Annotated in this window: 18 protein-coding genes and 1 pseudogene; 8 read left to right on the top strand and 11 right to left on the bottom strand. The window is 42.4% G+C overall.

All coding sequences use genetic code 11. From position 1 onward, the window contains the following. Positions 1–120 precede the first annotated feature (120 nt). The 4 genes from petP (at position 121) to V7K50_RS17815 (ending at position 3,152) form a co-directional block, all read left to right on the top strand. Positions 121–312: a cytochrome b6f subunit PetP gene (petP, locus tag V7K50_RS17830; protein ID WP_334962259.1), complete on the top strand. Its 192-nt coding sequence runs from the start codon at positions 121–123 to the stop codon at positions 310–312. A 100-nt stretch (positions 313–412) separates the two neighbouring features. Beyond that, on the top strand, positions 413–1,513 hold the full coding sequence (locus tag V7K50_RS17825; protein ID WP_334962258.1) for a Get3/ArsA fold putative tail anchor-mediating ATPase NosAFP: 1,101 nt from the start codon (positions 413–415) through the stop codon (positions 1,511–1,513). A 194-nt stretch (positions 1,514–1,707) separates the two neighbouring features. Next, on the top strand, positions 1,708–2,754 hold the full coding sequence (gene chlG / locus V7K50_RS17820; protein WP_334962256.1) for a chlorophyll synthase ChlG: 1,047 nt from the start codon (positions 1,708–1,710) through the stop codon (positions 2,752–2,754). A gap of 110 nt (positions 2,755–2,864) precedes the next feature. Beyond that, positions 2,865–3,152 (top strand): hypothetical protein, encoded by a 288-nt coding sequence (locus V7K50_RS17815; protein WP_334799139.1) that lies wholly within the window; start codon positions 2,865–2,867, stop codon positions 3,150–3,152. A gap of 144 nt (positions 3,153–3,296) precedes the next feature. Here the strand turns inward: V7K50_RS17815 and V7K50_RS17810 are convergent, their stop codons facing one another. From V7K50_RS17810 to V7K50_RS17790, 5 genes are all read right to left on the bottom strand, one after another. Then, a complete protein-coding gene (locus V7K50_RS17810; protein ID WP_334962255.1) occupies positions 3,297–4,253 on the bottom strand; it encodes an MDR/zinc-dependent alcohol dehydrogenase-like family protein in 957 nt (318 codons plus the stop codon). Between the two features lie 101 nt (positions 4,254–4,354). After that, positions 4,355–4,921 (bottom strand): hypothetical protein, encoded by a 567-nt coding sequence (locus V7K50_RS17805; RefSeq protein WP_334962252.1) that lies wholly within the window; start codon positions 4,919–4,921, stop codon positions 4,355–4,357. Between the two features lie 210 nt (positions 4,922–5,131). Further along, on the bottom strand, positions 5,132–5,938 hold the full coding sequence (locus V7K50_RS17800; RefSeq protein WP_334962250.1) for an inositol monophosphatase family protein: 807 nt from the start codon (positions 5,936–5,938) through the stop codon (positions 5,132–5,134). Positions 5,939–6,086: 148 nt separating this feature from the next. Then, complete coding sequence (locus V7K50_RS17795; RefSeq protein ID WP_334962248.1) at positions 6,087–7,520, bottom strand: BCD family MFS transporter; 1,434 nt, start codon at positions 7,518–7,520, stop codon at positions 6,087–6,089. Between the two features lie 41 nt (positions 7,521–7,561). After that, a complete protein-coding gene (locus V7K50_RS17790; protein WP_334962246.1) occupies positions 7,562–7,720 on the bottom strand; it encodes a hypothetical protein in 159 nt (52 codons plus the stop codon). 136 nt (positions 7,721–7,856) lie between these two features. On the opposite strand from V7K50_RS17790, the pseudogene V7K50_RS17785 reads away from it, so the two are divergent. Together V7K50_RS17785 and V7K50_RS17780 are read left to right on the top strand one after the other, a co-directional pair. Continuing rightward, positions 7,857–8,455 (top strand): annotated as a pseudogene (locus tag V7K50_RS17785) (DUF2887 domain-containing protein). A gap of 18 nt (positions 8,456–8,473) precedes the next feature. Further along, positions 8,474–8,668, top strand: a complete 195-nt coding sequence (locus tag V7K50_RS17780) for a hypothetical protein (RefSeq protein WP_334962244.1) — start codon at positions 8,474–8,476, stop codon at positions 8,666–8,668. Positions 8,669–8,976: 308 nt separating this feature from the next. Here the strand turns inward: V7K50_RS17780 and V7K50_RS17775 are convergent, their stop codons facing one another. The 3 genes from V7K50_RS17775 to V7K50_RS17765 form a co-directional block, all read right to left on the bottom strand. Beyond that, complete coding sequence (locus V7K50_RS17775; protein WP_334962243.1) at positions 8,977–9,225, bottom strand: hypothetical protein; 249 nt, start codon at positions 9,223–9,225, stop codon at positions 8,977–8,979. A 116-nt stretch (positions 9,226–9,341) separates the two neighbouring features. After that, the gene (locus tag V7K50_RS17770; RefSeq protein ID WP_334962303.1) at positions 9,342–9,584 is read right to left on the bottom strand and encodes a hypothetical protein; all 243 of its coding nucleotides are present in this window, start codon (positions 9,582–9,584) and stop codon (positions 9,342–9,344) included. A gap of 69 nt (positions 9,585–9,653) precedes the next feature. Then, a complete protein-coding gene (locus tag V7K50_RS17765) occupies positions 9,654–9,782 on the bottom strand; it encodes a hypothetical protein (RefSeq protein WP_334962241.1) in 129 nt (42 codons plus the stop codon). A 74-nt stretch (positions 9,783–9,856) separates the two neighbouring features. Between V7K50_RS17765 and V7K50_RS17760 the strand changes: the two genes are divergently transcribed. Continuing rightward, positions 9,857–10,867: a hypothetical protein gene (locus V7K50_RS17760; RefSeq protein ID WP_334962239.1), complete on the top strand. Its 1,011-nt coding sequence runs from the start codon at positions 9,857–9,859 to the stop codon at positions 10,865–10,867. A gap of 31 nt (positions 10,868–10,898) precedes the next feature. Further along, positions 10,899–13,616 (top strand): dynamin family protein, encoded by a 2,718-nt coding sequence (locus V7K50_RS17755; protein WP_334962237.1) that lies wholly within the window; start codon positions 10,899–10,901, stop codon positions 13,614–13,616. A gap of 126 nt (positions 13,617–13,742) precedes the next feature. Here V7K50_RS17755 and V7K50_RS17750 read toward each other — a convergent pair whose 3' ends face one another. The 3 genes from V7K50_RS17750 to V7K50_RS17740 form a co-directional block, all read right to left on the bottom strand. Further along, positions 13,743–14,087 carry a hypothetical protein gene (locus V7K50_RS17750; protein ID WP_334962235.1) on the bottom strand — a complete coding sequence of 115 codons (345 nt, stop codon included), beginning with the start codon at positions 14,085–14,087 and terminating at the stop codon, positions 13,743–13,745. A gap of 164 nt (positions 14,088–14,251) precedes the next feature. Further along, positions 14,252–14,569: a helix-turn-helix domain-containing protein gene (locus V7K50_RS17745; RefSeq protein WP_334962233.1), complete on the bottom strand. Its 318-nt coding sequence runs from the start codon at positions 14,567–14,569 to the stop codon at positions 14,252–14,254. Next, positions 14,541–14,885, bottom strand: a complete 345-nt coding sequence (locus tag V7K50_RS17740) for a type II toxin-antitoxin system RelE/ParE family toxin (protein ID WP_334962231.1) — start codon at positions 14,883–14,885, stop codon at positions 14,541–14,543. The genes V7K50_RS17745 and V7K50_RS17740 overlap by 29 nt, the downstream gene beginning before the upstream one ends. Between the last annotated feature and the right edge of the window lie 8 nt (positions 14,886–14,893).

The following is a 14,893-nucleotide window of genomic DNA, read 5'->3' as shown; positions in this document are numbered from 1 at the left end:
GTTACGAGTTACGAGTTAACTTTATTCTTCCTCATCTCCCTCATTCCCCACTGAATTTATGAGAGCAGAGTCACGGATTCCGCTACACTGAGACGAAGGTTTATTGCATTGTAATCAGGCATGGAAATCGGACAAAAGGTTAAGGTCTATCGTTTGCGCGATCGCGTTTCTCCCCCAATTGTGAAAAAACTCGGACAAGTGGGTATTATCCAAGGTTACAAAGTTACCGATGGTGCTGGAATCGGCGTAGTGGTAATGTTTGACGACAATACTTCCACTTGGTTTTTTGAAGATGAGATCAAACCTGTGTAGGTTTTTCTTGGTATCTGAAATTTCAAGCACCGGTTGAGAGTCTTTGTTGAGTGCTAAGTTGGAGTTGAAAAGCAAAGGCGGTGAAAATAGGAATCAAGTAATGGCTCTAATATTGACATTTTTGGGCAAAGGCGGCACCGCTCGTACCAAAATTGCGATCGCCGCCGCCAAATTATTGGCAAGTCAAGGCAAGCGCGTACTCCTAGCAGGACAAGCAGAACCAACATTGCAAATCCTGCTGGGTACTCCCATTGCTGCTGATCCCCAAGAAATCGCTCCCAAATTGCAAGTAGTCCAGTTTCAAGCATCTGTGCTACTAGAACGCAACTGGGATGAGGTAAAAAAACTTGAGGCGCAATATCTCCGCACCCCCATATTCAAAGAGGTTTTTGGTCAAGAACTGGTAGTATTACCAGGCATGGACAACGCCCTAGCCCTCAATGCTATCCGCGAATATGATGCCAGTGGCAAATATGATGCGATCGTCTACGATGGCACGGGTGACTCTTTAACGTTGCGAATGTTGGGTTTACCAGAATCTCTCAGCTGGTATGTCCGGCGATTTCGGCAATTGTTTGTCAACTCCGATTTGGGGAAGACGATTACTGAATCGCCCTTGATTCAACCGCTAATTAGCAGTTTTTTCAATATCAATTGGACAGCAGATAACTTTGCAGCGCCCACTAACCAAGTCAATAATTTCTTGGAAAAGGGGAGAGCCGCTCTTGCCGATCCCAAGCATCTCGTTGCTTTTTTGGTGACTACAGGAGATCCCATTGAGGTAGCAAATGCTCGTTATTTGTGGGGTAGCGCTCAACAAATCGGTTTAACGGTCGGTGGTGTTCTGCTTGTCTCTACTGAGACAAATGTCAACCTGTCAGAGGAATTTATACCTCTACCTGTGAGCGTCGTTCCCGACTCGCCCCCAGGTGACTGGCAACCACTGATAGACGCTTTACCCAACTTTGAAGCACAAGCTCTACAGGCTCCCAAAGCAATTGAAATAGACATCCAAAATCGTCAAGTACGCTTATTCTTACCAGGATTTGACAAAAAGCAGGTCAAGCTCACCCAATATGGGCCAGAAGTCACGGTAGAAGCAGGAGATCAGCGACGTAATATTCCCTTACCCCCGGCTCTCAGTGGCAGACCCGTTGCTGGAGCAAAGTTTCAGAATAGTTATTTGATAATTTCGTTTTAAGTTATGGGAATGGGGCATGGGGAATGGGGGATGAGGGTGATGAGGGGGATGAATTAATAACCAATGCCCAATGCCCAATACTTCGGCTTACCTCGGCTCCGCCCTTCGGCTACGCTCAGGACAGGCTCGGCACAAGTCGCTCAGTACAAGTGCCCAATGCCCCATTCCCAATGCCCGATTAATCAGTAAAAATTATGTCAGAATCAACTCCCATTACCCCAAACCCTAACCCATCGGAAGCAGTAGACTTAGTTGCAAATAATCCCAGTGAGCAAGCAACAGCAACGAGCGATCGCAATGCGAAAACTAGGCAACTGTTGGGGATGAAAGGCGCATCGGCTGGGGAAACTTCAATTTGGAAAATTCGTTTGCAGCTAATGAAGCCCATTACCTGGATTCCCCTAATTTGGGGCGTAGTCTGTGGTGCGGCTTCTTCTGGTAACTATACTTGGACGCTGGAAAATGTTTTGAAGGTAGCAACCTGTATGTTATTGGCTGGGCCATTGATGACAGGTTACACCCAAATCCTCAACGATTACTACGATCGCGAAATCGATGCCATCAATGAACCCTATCGCCCCATTCCCTCTGGGGCAATTCCTCTACCCCAGGTAATTATTCAGATTTGGGTATTACTGATTGCTGGCATTAGTTTGGCATTTGTGCTAGATGTCTGGTCTGGTCATGAATTCCCGACAATTACAGCGATCGCAATTATCGGTTCTTTCATCGCCTATATTTATTCTGCACCTCCCCTCAAGCTCAAGCAAAACGGCTGGCTAGGTAGTTACGCTTTGGGTGCAAGCTATATCACCCTACCTTGGTCTACAGGACACGCTTTGTTTGGTGATCTGAATTCGACAATTGTGATTTTGACAATGTTCTACAGTTTGGCTGGATTGGGTATTGCCATTGTCAATGATTTTAAGAGTGTAGAAGGCGATCGCCAACTAGGGTTAAATTCACTACCCGTAATGTTTGGCATCACCGCCGCGTCTTGGATTTGTGTAGTGACAATAGATGTCTTTCAAGGATTGATCGCAGCTTATCTCGTCAGCATCCATGAGAATTTGTATGCAGCAATACTAGTACTCTTAATCATCCCGCAAATCACCTTGCAGGATATGTATTTCTTGCGCGATCCTGTGAAGAATGATGTTAAATACCAAGCCAGCGCCCAACCTTTCCTGGTTCTGGGAATGCTGGTAACAGGTTTAGCACTGGGTCATGCTGGCGTTTAACTTATACTTCCATAAGTGAGAAGTTAGAAATTAGGAGCGGAGCCGGAGACGCTCCGCCTCCGGTTAGGAGTTAATATACTTCTAGTTCCTAATTTGTATCAGGACATACCGTGTTTAAACTGATATATTTCCTCATTCATGGGATTCAACCTTTGTTAGTCCCGATTTGCTTTGTCGTTGCTTGGACTGTAATTATTCTCGTTGTTTTGAGTATCTGGGCGGCGGCGCGAGATAGTGTGACTACAGCCAAACAAATGCATCAAATCCCCTGTACTGGCTGCCAATATTTTACCGACAATTACCGTCTTAAATGTACTGTACGGCCATCTATTGCCAATACAGAAGAAGCGATCAATTGTTCTGACTATCAACCGAAGACGAATCCTTATCTGTATTAGGGACTGGGGACTGGGGACTGGGGACACTTCTCTACGAGAGGCTGCGCCAACGACAAGCTCAGTGCATCGCTGGGGACTAGGGACTAGGAAATAAGCCGGGGAAGAAGAACTAATGACAAATGACTAATGACTAATGACAAATGACTAATGACTAATTTCTAACAATATCTTCATAACACCCCGACTCTGAGCGTGTTCAAAAGCCGCAAGCCCTTCAATGAGGGGGTAGGTAGCATGAATCAGGGGTTGCACATCAACTTGTCCTGTGGCTAGTAGGTGGAGGGCTGGGGCAAAGGGGCCACAACGGGAGCCGATGAGGGTGATTTCATCCACGACTAAAGAAGAAGCATCCAGACTGAGGTTGCCAGCATAAGTACTTTTCAGTACAAGCGTACCACGGGGACGTAGGGCGCGACGGGCGATCGCAAATCCTTCTGGATTTCCAGTACATTCTACTGAGATATCGAAATATCTATCTGTAACAGCGTCGGCTAGACTCGTTTTTATTCCTCGTGCCTCTAAGTTAGCCAATTTGTCTTGATGACGACCTACCGCTAAGAGTTCACAGCCAGTTAAGGCTAGTGTCTGGGCTACCAACTGCCCTAGTTTGCCATCTCCAACTACTAGCACCCGGTCATTTGGATGCAATGGCACTTGCTGTTGAATTTCCAAAGCTGCTGCTAAAGGTTCAGTAAATGTTGCTACTTCTGTTGGCACATTATCAGGTACGGGATGGAGATTTTCCATCGGCAAACAAAGATATTCGCCAAAAGCTCCGTTGCGGTTGACAATACCTAAAACTGTGCGATTTTCGCAGTGAGTTGGTTGTCCACTGCGACAAAACCGACAATGCCCACATACAGCGTTGATTTCTCCGACTACGCGTTGGTTAACTAAGTGTTCTGGCCCTTGTTCGACAACGCCGACAAATTCATGCCCCAAAATACCAGTGTAGGGATAGTAGCCTCTGAGTAGTTCCAGGTCAGTGTTACAGATACCCGCACGCAAGACACGTACTAAGGCTTCTCCCTGTGGTGGTTCAGGAATGGGAATATCCGTGCGTAGTTGCAACTGGTTATTTTCGAGCCAAAGTCCTTTCATTTTTTACACTTCCTTTGCTTTATATTTTGTCAAACCATTTTCAAAAATCTTTGTAATATAATTAATCGGCTGTATGGGCGTAAATCTGTACACCCATACATCTATGACTCTGTAGTAGGTATTTCTTTAATTTTGGTTACATCAACTTTACTTAACCAAGTAACCAAGTCTTCTGAGTCAAGTGCGATCTCGCTTCCTAATGTTTTGATATAAAGAAGTCCGTCGCTAATAATTAAATCTCGGATTGGATACCATGAATCTCGTGTTCTAATCAAAAGATCCAAGGGTATTCCTAGTCTGGAAGTATACTTGCGATATTTCCACCAAGCACGCCATAGAAGCACAGATTTAGTACAGTGCATCTGATAGCCTTTAGGAACTTCGCAGTATTGATACTGATAGAAACCCCGACTATCTACTTCTCCTTTGAGGAGAAAACCATATTCTGCTAATGCCTGATTTATCAATTCCCACTGGGTTGATTTTGGGGAAATCGAGAATTCAGATAGGGTGAGTTGGGCGATCGCAATTACGCCTTCAGATTTCGCTGTCAGTTGGTTGGTTTTATAGACTGTTTGTGCTGTCAAAGCCGGATTTGACAACAAAACGTCTTTTTTCTGGATAGAGTTTTGCACAAACTCTCGAATTAAATCTAGATTAGACAACATAAAATTATTTATACTAAATTAACCAGTGTGATGAAAGCCACAACACTACTTAAATTAATAACTACACTGGTCGGGCACGTAAATCAGGATTATAACCAGCTTTATTTATACTAAATTCTTTGTTTGACTAGGGACTTGTTAAGTTTAATCTCGATATGCCCCAATCTACTAGGCTGACAAAATCACTGTTTCGAGGCAAAAATCGGCAAATTAAATTTTTACGCCTTCGAGAAAAGGCTGAAATACCGAAACTAATTCGGGACGACTGACAACAAGAGTGGGAAAAGAGCGATCGCTATAATCTTCTCTCGGTGACAATGGAAACGGCTCTGATTTGAGCGATAACCAGACACCGCCAGCAGCCTGAACAATTACCCAAGCCCCCGCTAAGTCCCAAACTTTTGGTGTCGCCTCAATCCCACCTAATGTTGCCCCAGTAGCAACCATCAAAAAGTTATAGCTAGCCACACCCAACATCCGAATTTTGCAAGGAAAGCCGTTTTGGATCACTGCGGTGCTACGAGAACAGAGGTTAAAAAAGTGATTGTTGCTGGGACTATCACTACTGGTGTGGATGGGGTGATGATTGAGAAATGCTCCTGTTGGTGTTGTTAACCCAGATGAACCTGCCCAGAAACCATGAAAAGCTTGATTTAAGGTTGGTGCATAAACATAACCGAAAATGGGTGTGCCTCGATACAGTAAACCCAGAGATATTGTCCAGAGGGGAATGCCGCGTGTGAAGTTGGTTGTACCATCTAGAGGGTCAATTACCCAGCACCACTCAGTACCGGGAAATGACTGATCGCTCTCTTCGCTCAAAATGCCGTAACCAGAAAAATTAGAAGCGATTGCATCCCGAATTTCCTGATCTGCCCATTTATCTGCTTGCGTCACCAAACTACCATCAGCTTTTTGTGAAGCCTGTACTTGCCCAAAATCTTGCATTAGCTGCTTGCCCACTCTGGTAGTGGTAGTTTGGGCAAAATCAAGAATTGTTGTCCAAAAATCATTCATTGGTTATTAGTCATTTGTCATTTGTCATTTGTCCGATGCCCCATGCCCAATACTTCGACTTCGCGGTAGTTGAGCGTAGCGATGCACTGAGCGTAGCCGAAGTGTCGAAACTCAGTACAAGTGCCCCATGCCCAATTTCCTATACAGTTTAATCTAAATCGCTTTCTAAAACAGATGCGATCGCCAGCTTTGTACTTGTTTGAAATTCTGTGATGTTCACCCGATTCAGAAACCAAATCGATAGAACCATTCCCACAGCTTCTAGAACGAATACCAGTCCATAGGCTAGTTCTAGGCTAGGTAGCAATCTGCGTCCAATATCCAAAACTGTACCTCCAATTACCACCGCGATTCCTCTAGAAAGGGACTGCGCTAATCCCCATGCCCCAATAAACGTACCTGCGGCTTCGGCTGCGGTCAGATCCAACATCAAGCTAATTGCTGCTGTAGTTAAGAAACCTGTGGCTAAACCGAACAAGACCAAACTTAGTTTGAGAACTGCTGCATTAGCTGTGAATCCTGAGATACCTAGCAAGATTGCACAGAATGCCACCAACATACAGCCTAGACGTGCAGTTCTGCGCTTACCCAAACGCGGGACAATAAAAAAGCCCGTAACGCCGTAGGCAATCAGTAGACCCGTTCCATAAAAAACATTTAATTTGGTACTTTCCGCTAGGGGCATTTTAAACACTTGACCTGCATAAGGTTCCAAAATCGGGTCTTGCATAAACAAACTAATAGTCATCACCAATAAAAATGTGAAAAATATACCTGTTTGCGGGCTAGCTGTCAAGATTTTCCAAGCATTGCCTAGAGTAATGCTGTCTTCCCGGTTCACCAGTGTGGAACGGGTTGAGTATTGAGAGTATTTTTTTTCTACGCCCAATGTCGCTGCGATCGCTAAACCAAATACAATTGCTGGGACGATAAAAAACAATTTGTTGATTGCTGGCTGCAAGGTTGCTATGGAAGCGCCTAGTGTTAATGGCTGTAGTAACTTGGCACTAATAATCGCCCCAACAATAATCCCCACCATTAGCATTGACCAAACCACACCAACTACTTTGGAACGGTTATCTTCTTCAGATATATCCACCAACAAAGCAGCAAAAGCAGTACCGCTAGCGCAAATTCCTAGACCATATACAGCGAAAACAATAGACAGAAGCGCTGTCCAGCCAATTGTTTGGGTTGTCCATACCCAAGTGCCTGAACTATTTGCGGCAAGATTGAGTTGCCATATTACTTGTATAGCTAAAAAGGCTGCGATCGCAAATATTGCCGCGCCCACCCAAACATAAGCTGTGCGGTGGTATCCCCATAACGGCTTGGCATCAGAAATCTGGCCGAACCACACACGGGAAGGAGCAACAAATAAAGGCAGTGCTAAAACTACAGATACCAGCGTCGCCGGAATTGCTATTTCTTGAATCATGACTCTGTTGAGTACGCCCAGAGTCAAAATAGACATCATGCTCAACCCCATCTGAAATAAACCCAGTCGGAACATAGTCAGCAGGTTTACCCTTGGCAGAGATAGGGATTTTGTTTTGGTATCAAATACTTCACCGCTTGCCATAGCTACTTTTTTGTATAGTTTATAGGATTTAATCTCTCTCTTTAAATAAAGATAAACCCTACTTGCTCCAAATCAGCGAAGGAAAAGTTGAAGTTGCGATTTGGCAAGCGATTATAGCAGTTATCGTTTACGTGAGGTACACCCGTAGGGGCACGGCATTGCCGTGCCCCTACACCTCGTGATGTAACGTTGTACTGCATCTGAATGGGAACCGCTATATACACCTCAATGAGGGTATGCTTCAGCCAAGTTAGGATTAATTTTTAGGACTTGGTTGTAATCTGCGTAGTTTACCGCCGCAGGCATCGCATAACGAGAGAATTTTAGGATGAAATAGTGAAACGAGATTCCATTTACTATCAAATTTTTAAGCGCTTTCCTGGGTTACTCTTTGAACTGGTTGATAATCCCCCTTTGCAAGGGCAAAACTATCGATTTGAATCACCTGAAGTCAAAGAAACCGCTTTTCGCATTGATGGTGTGTTTTTACCTCCAGAGAATGCAACATCTAGGGTGATCTTTTTTGCTGAAGTTCAATTCCAAAAGGATGAAGCCCTCTACCATCGGATGAAGTAATGGCAGACGAAGCAAAGCAATTGATTGAGCGGGTAAAATTAGAGTCAACAGACATGCTGCCGAAAAACGAAATACTAGATATCATCACCACAATCGTCGTTTATAAGTTTTCGACCTTAAGTAGAGAGGAAGTTGAAGCTATGCTGGGATTGACTTTAGAGCAAACAAGGGTTTATCAGGAAGCGAAAGCCGAGGGTCGAGAAGAAGGTCGAGAAGAAGGTCGAGAAGAACGGGAAGCTGAAATGTTGAAACTTACCGTACCTCTGTTACTAAAAACAGGGATGAGTATGGAGCAGATTGCTCAACACCTCAATGTTGATATAGAAGCTGTCCAACTTGCCGCACAGTCAAGCACATAGAATGAGGAAGTTGAAGCTATGCTGGGATTGACTTTGCAGCAAACAAGAGTTTATCAGGAAGCGAAAGCCGAGGGTCGAGAAGAACAGAAAGCTAAAATGTTGAAACTTACTGTGCCTCTGTTACTAAAAACAGGCATGAGTATGGAGCAGATTGCTCAATATCTCAATCTTGATATAGAAGCTGTCCAGATCGCCGCACAGCAAAATACATAGAATGGACATTTTATGTCTGTTGTCATATTTTTGCAAAATGAGGAGAGCTTGATTAAAATCCTCAATTGCCCCTTTATGATATCTAGAGCGATCGCACCAAAATATGACAGATTAAGATGCTCATAACTTCACTGGAGGCGATACCTTCTCTGCGAGACGCTGCGCGAACGGTAAGCTTCGCTAACGCATCTGTGTTGAAATGAGAACCATAAGAAAATAAGCTAATACCATGCTTTGGTATGAAGCAAAGAAACGTAATATAGAAAAATTGTTATGCTGCGTCGCTAATACACACTTCTCGCCGAAGGTTATAGAATTTCATCCACCAGAACCGTCCCACCCTCACAAAAATCTATACTGAGATGATAATCTTCAAGCAGCGCAGTTCCAATGAGTGGACGACGACCCATTGCTAGGGCTGCAATATTACGCTCCACACCATTCCATAGAACTTTTGCCAAATAAACATCGGTTTCCACAGTGGAGTTGTTAGCGAGGTTTGCGTTGATGTTAATGAGGTAGGGCAAACCAAGAGCAGCAATGACAGAAGGCGGCAAGGTTAAGAACCCTTAAAACCCTGTATCAATAACACATTCGATTTCTACACCTGAACCTTCTGGGGGAAGAATAATCACACTCATTCTTGCCTGAAGTCCAACTACAGTCCCGTGTATCACTGTGCCGTCCTGAGCAATGTACCACCAACTGCATAAACGGCATCAAAACCAATTCTTTCTCCCCAAAGTGCTGCATCGGTTTGCTTGGATCGTAATCGAAGACTCGTTTCGACTAAATCATCACCGATTTCGTAATCTCCTGTTTCAACATTAATGGAGATAATTTTGCCAATGTTCTCTTGTGTCTCAACTTTGGCACGGATACTTTTTTGATAGAGTTCCTTTCCACGTCGGGCGATTTATTGGCTACTGAGCGTCGGGTGGGACATAAATAAATCCCCTGTTTAAGAGCTGCTAGATTCTTCACTTCATTGTAGAGCAGAAGCTACAGAGGTTAGAGATAAAGGCTTAATTAGCGATCGCATCAAAATATGACAGATTAAGATGCTCATAACTTCATCAGAGGCGATCGCATCTGATGCCAAAATGGGAACCATAAGAAAATAAGCTCATACCATGCTTTGGTATAAAGCAAAAAAAACGTAATACATTACACTAAATTGGTTTACCCATGTCTGATCAACAAGATCGTAATTCCGCTTTTAACGCTGCTGCTAACATTAACGTTCAACATGCTCAATTACAGGATTTATCCTTAAGTGCAGCCCGTAGATTATATAAAGGTGGAATTCGACCTGGTGATCCGATCAGAACCAGAGTGCAAGCCCAAGAAATGTTAGATAAAATCCCTCCACCTCAAAGAGTAGGGATTGATGGCAAATCTACTGATGTTAATACCCAAAAATACCTATCAGATAAACACGCTAGTCATATCAAACCGCATAGCAAAGGCGGCTCAAATGATCCCAAAAATATCAAGTGGGAAAACGCCAAAGATAATTTAGCCCGTGGCGATAAACCCATGACTTCGCAGGAGCAAATGAGACTAGATGCCAAATGGCATTTTGACAACCTAACAGGTGCAGTCAAAGCAGGTGTCAAAGCCGCGCCCTTTGGAGCAGCAATTGGGGTAGCGACAGCAGCACCATTTTCGTTGCTAACCAACGCGCTGCGGGTAGTTCGGGGTGAAATTTCTGCACAAGAAGCCGCTATAGAAACATTGAAAGATACCGTAAAAGGCGGCACAGTTGGGGGTGTGACAGCATTTGTAACCACAACAATAGCAGCAGCTTGTCCACCAATTGCGATCGCTTTAACCGCAGCAGCACCAGTTTTAGCTGTTGTTGGAACTGCGGGTATGGTTTACGAGTTTTTTAAAATCCTCGATGACCATAAACAAACGGTGAAAATCTATTATGAATCTTTAACTCAACAAGAATTAGAAAGATTACAAGCAATTGAGAACGAACTGATTTATGAACACCAGGAAAATCTAGAGTTTTTGGTTGAAGCGCAAGCAGTTAATCAAGAAATTACAAATCGCACAATTGCACCGGGAATAGAAGGGGCTATGCAACGGTTACGTGAATCAGTAGCTATTGCTAAATCTCTAGGATTAACATCAGCAGATAGTAAATTGCTTGCTAGTTCTCAACTGCCTCATATTCTCACAGAACAATAGGAATTAAATTTTAGAGGATTACATAGTTTTTATGCTTCCTTTTATTTTCGGCGCTCTTGGATTAGCTGTTGGAGCAGTTGTTGGTGCTTTTACTACTCATGCTGTTGGGGAAAGTGATAGACAAGCTGCCAAACATCATAGGACTGTTGCAAATGAACTAGCTGATAAATATACCAACTTGGAGAAAAAATACTATGAACTAGCTGATGAAAGCAAAAAGCAGATTCTTGGTTTAACTCGCCAGCACGCTTTAGATGAAGTTGAAAAAGATTGTTTGCGTTTAGCAGTTAGATTACAGCATAGTCTGATTTCCCTGATGTGGGATATTGATAGAGATCCAAGAGAAGCTGCTTTGAAGGGATTTGTCAACGCGGTAGAACTTACAAATAATGTTCTCTGCAAAATAAATGAAGAGTTAATTTGTGTACCCAGTGACTATTATGCACGCAATTTTATTGCTGCTCTTCCACGCGAAATCATTGGGAAGCCAGTAGATTATCCAAATCCACCAAATATAACCAAGAAGGGAATTCCAATGAAATTAAATACTGAAAATATGTCTGAACAAGAATTTCAAGAAACCTATAACAGAATTCGTGATACTGGCGATCAACTTTTAAAGTACTTGAAAGAACTTCGGGCTGGAAGATTCAAAGAAGGAGATAGTACCCAAGGATTACAGAGCGTTGAAGATAATATTACCAAAGCTTTAAAAGCCTTAGCCGAACAAAAATATCAGGTTGCTGTGATTGCAGCCATGAAAGCAGGAAAGAGTACCTTCTTGAATGCCATAATTGGTGCAGATGTTTTAGCAAGTGAATCAGAAGCTTGTACAGTTTGTCGCACAGATATCCGTCCAATTGATGCCGGACAAACACCCAGACTTTTAGAATATCAAGCAGGTAAACGAGAACCTATAGTTTTAATAGAAGGTGAAGCAAGACAAATTCGGCAAAGATTTTTAGAGCGTACCCATGAGATTCGAGCTAAAAATAATCAAGACAGTACTACACGCTTTGAATTAGAACATCCCATTGAAGCGATTAGTACAATGCCATCACTGGCAGGTTTCACATTAGTTGATACTCCTGGCCCCAATGAGTGGGAATCTGTCTCGTTTAACACCACTTCTTTAAAGCAGACTGCTTTAGAAGCTCTCCGAACCTGTGATGCTATATTATTCATTCTGGATTACACAGTATTTAGGAACAACACTAACTCAGAATTGCTTAAAGACTTAATTGAGCAGCGTAAAGAATTTTTAGCAGAGAATACAGGTAAGATTTACTTTATTCTTAATAAAGTAGATAGAAAAGCTGAGGGAGATAGAGCTATTGCAGATGTTATAGAATCTTTAAGAATAAATTTAGTTGAATTTGGTATACCAGAACCAATAATTTATTCAGTCAGTGCATGGCAAGGATTGTTATCTAAGCTTATTCAACAGGGAAAGGCAACTGATAGCCATATTAAAGACTTTGAAAAATTTTTTACCCCTACAGATACCCAAAGAGATGAAAGAGGAAGGCGTATCATTCCCTTACCAGAAGAAATTGCACCACAAGCTTTAAATGATAGTGGTATTCCGATAATTCAAGAGGCAGTAATTCAAACTATTACTCAAAACTCAGGATGGAATTTATTGAGTGATGTTTTAAATGAATTGAATAAAGCAGCCAAAGATATTGATGAGATATTTATTACAGATATCCGAGGCTGGCAGTTAAATTTTAAAGAACTGCTACAAAAAGTAGAAAAATACAAAAAACATTCTGATTCAGTAATAACTCAGGTGGCGACTGTAAAAAAGTCCGTAGAAGCACAAAAGCAAATATTAATCAGCACGTTCAGCCAAGGGATTAATAAATTTGCAGAATCTGCCAAAAAACGCATAGTATCAGAAATTGACAGAGTGGCTAAAAATCAATCTAAAAAGGTTTCAAAGGACAAAAAGACTCAAAATCTTTTCACATATATATGGGAAAAATTCAGTCCTATACTTGAAGAGTCTTCCAGTACTGACCCTTATAAAATCAAGGTCAAAAACAAAAATTATGCTGATAAAATAGGTAAAACTATTAATGATTACTGCACTCCTATAATACAAAGTTTTTGGTTGGATACTCAGGACAGACTAGTTAGAGAGGGAACAAGAATTCGTGAAGACTTAGTTAAAAAAATTCAACGAGAAATACAGGCTATTTCTGATGAATTATCTATGTTTATTAAAGAGGAGTTGAAGGTAGAAATAGGAAATAATCCCATTCAATTTCCTAAATTTGAATTTTCTGGTATTGATGCTAAGATTGAACATCAACAAGAAGTTTTTACTAGAACTAAGAAAGAATCAAGGAAGAATAGCCGTTGCTGTAAATCAGATAAAGTGTATGAAGTAGATGTTTCGTATGAGGAAAAATTATCTTACTATGAGATTGATTTACGACTGACTTCTCAAGTAATTCAGCAAAATATTGACTCACAAGTACAGAGAAACCTAGAGTTGCTTCAGCGTGTTATCGAAAAACAAGTATCAGATGATTTTCGTAAAGGCGAAAAGCAAATCAATGACTACATTAATAGGTTTCAATCTGAATTTGACTCTTTACTCAAACAACGGGCAACAAGGGAAGTAGAAGCTTCTGAGGTTATTGCTACTCTCGAAATTCAAAAAATCGAAGTGAGTGAATATCTTAGCGAATTAGTGTCTATTCGAGAAAATCTTGATAGCTGGAAACCAAGGAATCGATAGAATCAATTAAAAGCCTAAAAAATCACTTGAAGCCAATGCTGGGTAACAGAAGTACATAACGTTGGCTTTCGCTTTTGAGCGGGTTGTATCAAGAAATGCTAGACACTCCTCTAGGTCGTCTCCATGTCAAGTACCAGCCAATTTGAGCAAATCTTGACCTGTAGAACCTCGTCGGATTATAGATTGAGAGCGATCGCCACGTTGTTTGATTTCAGCGATCCTAGCAGCAAAATCTTCAGGTGGTTGTGCTAGGGTTTCATCCTCCAGAGGAGAATCGGGCGGAGTGTGTGCTTGCTCTAAAGATGCCAGAATCGAAGCTCCAGTGGAAGGTGATTTGGTCACTTCTGATTGAGATGGAACTGTTTTCTGAAAACCAAGAAATGCTATATATTGCTCAACCTGAGTCAGTTGGTCATCTGGAAGTTGAGCAATCTGTTGTTGGAGTTGACGGCGACGGTCAAAGATAGTCATCGAACACCTCGCGGGAACAACTGAACTTTCATTTTACTCGATTGATACAGTAGCAATGGTTTGGACGATCGCACTATAAAAGTCAAAAAGCTTGAACAAAGACCGATCGCAACATTGGACAGGAACTAACTAAAAAATAGCGATCGCACTCCACCAACGACCTCTTAATCAATCACGCTATTCAATCCCCGTTTCTTAACTAGGTGCAACAGCTTAAGAACAGTACCACTGGGACGCTTCTGACCGATTTCCCACTTTTGAACCGTTGATAGACTTGTATTCAAAATCGCAGCAAATACTGCCTGACTGACATGAGATGATTCGCGTATTTCCTTAATTTGCTTAGGTTCTAGCGGTTCAATCCCAGACAAGCATATACGATCAAATTCACGTAATGTAGTTTGATCCATCAGTCCAGTCTTGTGCAGCCCTGTAGCCGTTTCGTGAACGGCTTCAAGAATCGCTGATTTCTTCTTCGCCATTGCAAATTACCTCCATCAATTCATTTTCTAGCTTGGTCTTTTCGAGATCCTGTGGCGTGTAAGACAACAGCACCGATGCCAGCTTTTTTAATGCTTCTTCTTCTTTTTTGTTAATATTGCTGCGCTGGTTTTTCGGGAAGCCGAAAACAAAAAACCAGCAATTTCCCTTGTTGCTGGCGACCAGTGTACGAAAGCCACCACGCTTACGTTGTCCAGAGCGGGCAATCCGCTTTTTGAACAGTCCGCCTCCGAGATCGGCTTCGTAAAGTCCTGCCATCATTTCGTTTACAGCCGCGCAGAGACTAAGGTCGTCCAAAAATGGGA

The organism is Nostoc sp., assembly GCF_036917135.1.
GTDB lineage: Bacteria > Cyanobacteriota > Cyanobacteriia > Cyanobacteriales > Nostocaceae > Nostoc.
This window is presented reverse-complemented; position numbering and strand designations above follow the sequence as displayed.

Coding starts and splice junctions, on each gene's coding strand:
- petP (WP_334962259.1), top strand. CDS start 121: ATGGAAATCGGACAAAAGGTTAAGGTCTATCGTTTGCGCGATCGCGTT.
- V7K50_RS17765 (WP_334962241.1), bottom strand. CDS start 9,782: ATGGTTCCCATTTTGGCATCAGATGCGATCGCCTCTGATGAAGTTATG.
- V7K50_RS17755 (WP_334962237.1), top strand. CDS start 10,899: ATGCTTCCTTTTATTTTCGGCGCTCTTGGATTAGCTGTTGGAGCAGTT.
- V7K50_RS17810 (WP_334962255.1), bottom strand. CDS start 4,253: ATGAAAGGACTTTGGCTCGAAAATAACCAGTTGCAACTACGCACGGAT.
- chlG (WP_334962256.1), top strand. CDS start 1,708: ATGTCAGAATCAACTCCCATTACCCCAAACCCTAACCCATCGGAAGCA.
- V7K50_RS17760 (WP_334962239.1), top strand. CDS start 9,857: ATGTCTGATCAACAAGATCGTAATTCCGCTTTTAACGCTGCTGCTAAC.
- V7K50_RS17805 (WP_334962252.1), bottom strand. CDS start 4,921: ATGTTGTCTAATCTAGATTTAATTCGAGAGTTTGTGCAAAACTCTATC.
- V7K50_RS17745 (WP_334962233.1), bottom strand. CDS start 14,569: ATGGCGAAGAAGAAATCAGCGATTCTTGAAGCCGTTCACGAAACGGCT.
- V7K50_RS17800 (WP_334962250.1), bottom strand. CDS start 5,938: ATGAATGATTTTTGGACAACAATTCTTGATTTTGCCCAAACTACCACT.
- V7K50_RS17825 (WP_334962258.1), top strand. CDS start 413: ATGGCTCTAATATTGACATTTTTGGGCAAAGGCGGCACCGCTCGTACC.
- V7K50_RS17790 (WP_334962246.1), bottom strand. CDS start 7,720: ATGCAGTACAACGTTACATCACGAGGTGTAGGGGCACGGCAATGCCGT.
- V7K50_RS17750 (WP_334962235.1), bottom strand. CDS start 14,087: ATGACTATCTTTGACCGTCGCCGTCAACTCCAACAACAGATTGCTCAA.
- V7K50_RS17795 (WP_334962248.1), bottom strand. CDS start 7,520: ATGGCAAGCGGTGAAGTATTTGATACCAAAACAAAATCCCTATCTCTG.
- V7K50_RS17780 (WP_334962244.1), top strand. CDS start 8,474: ATGCTGGGATTGACTTTGCAGCAAACAAGAGTTTATCAGGAAGCGAAA.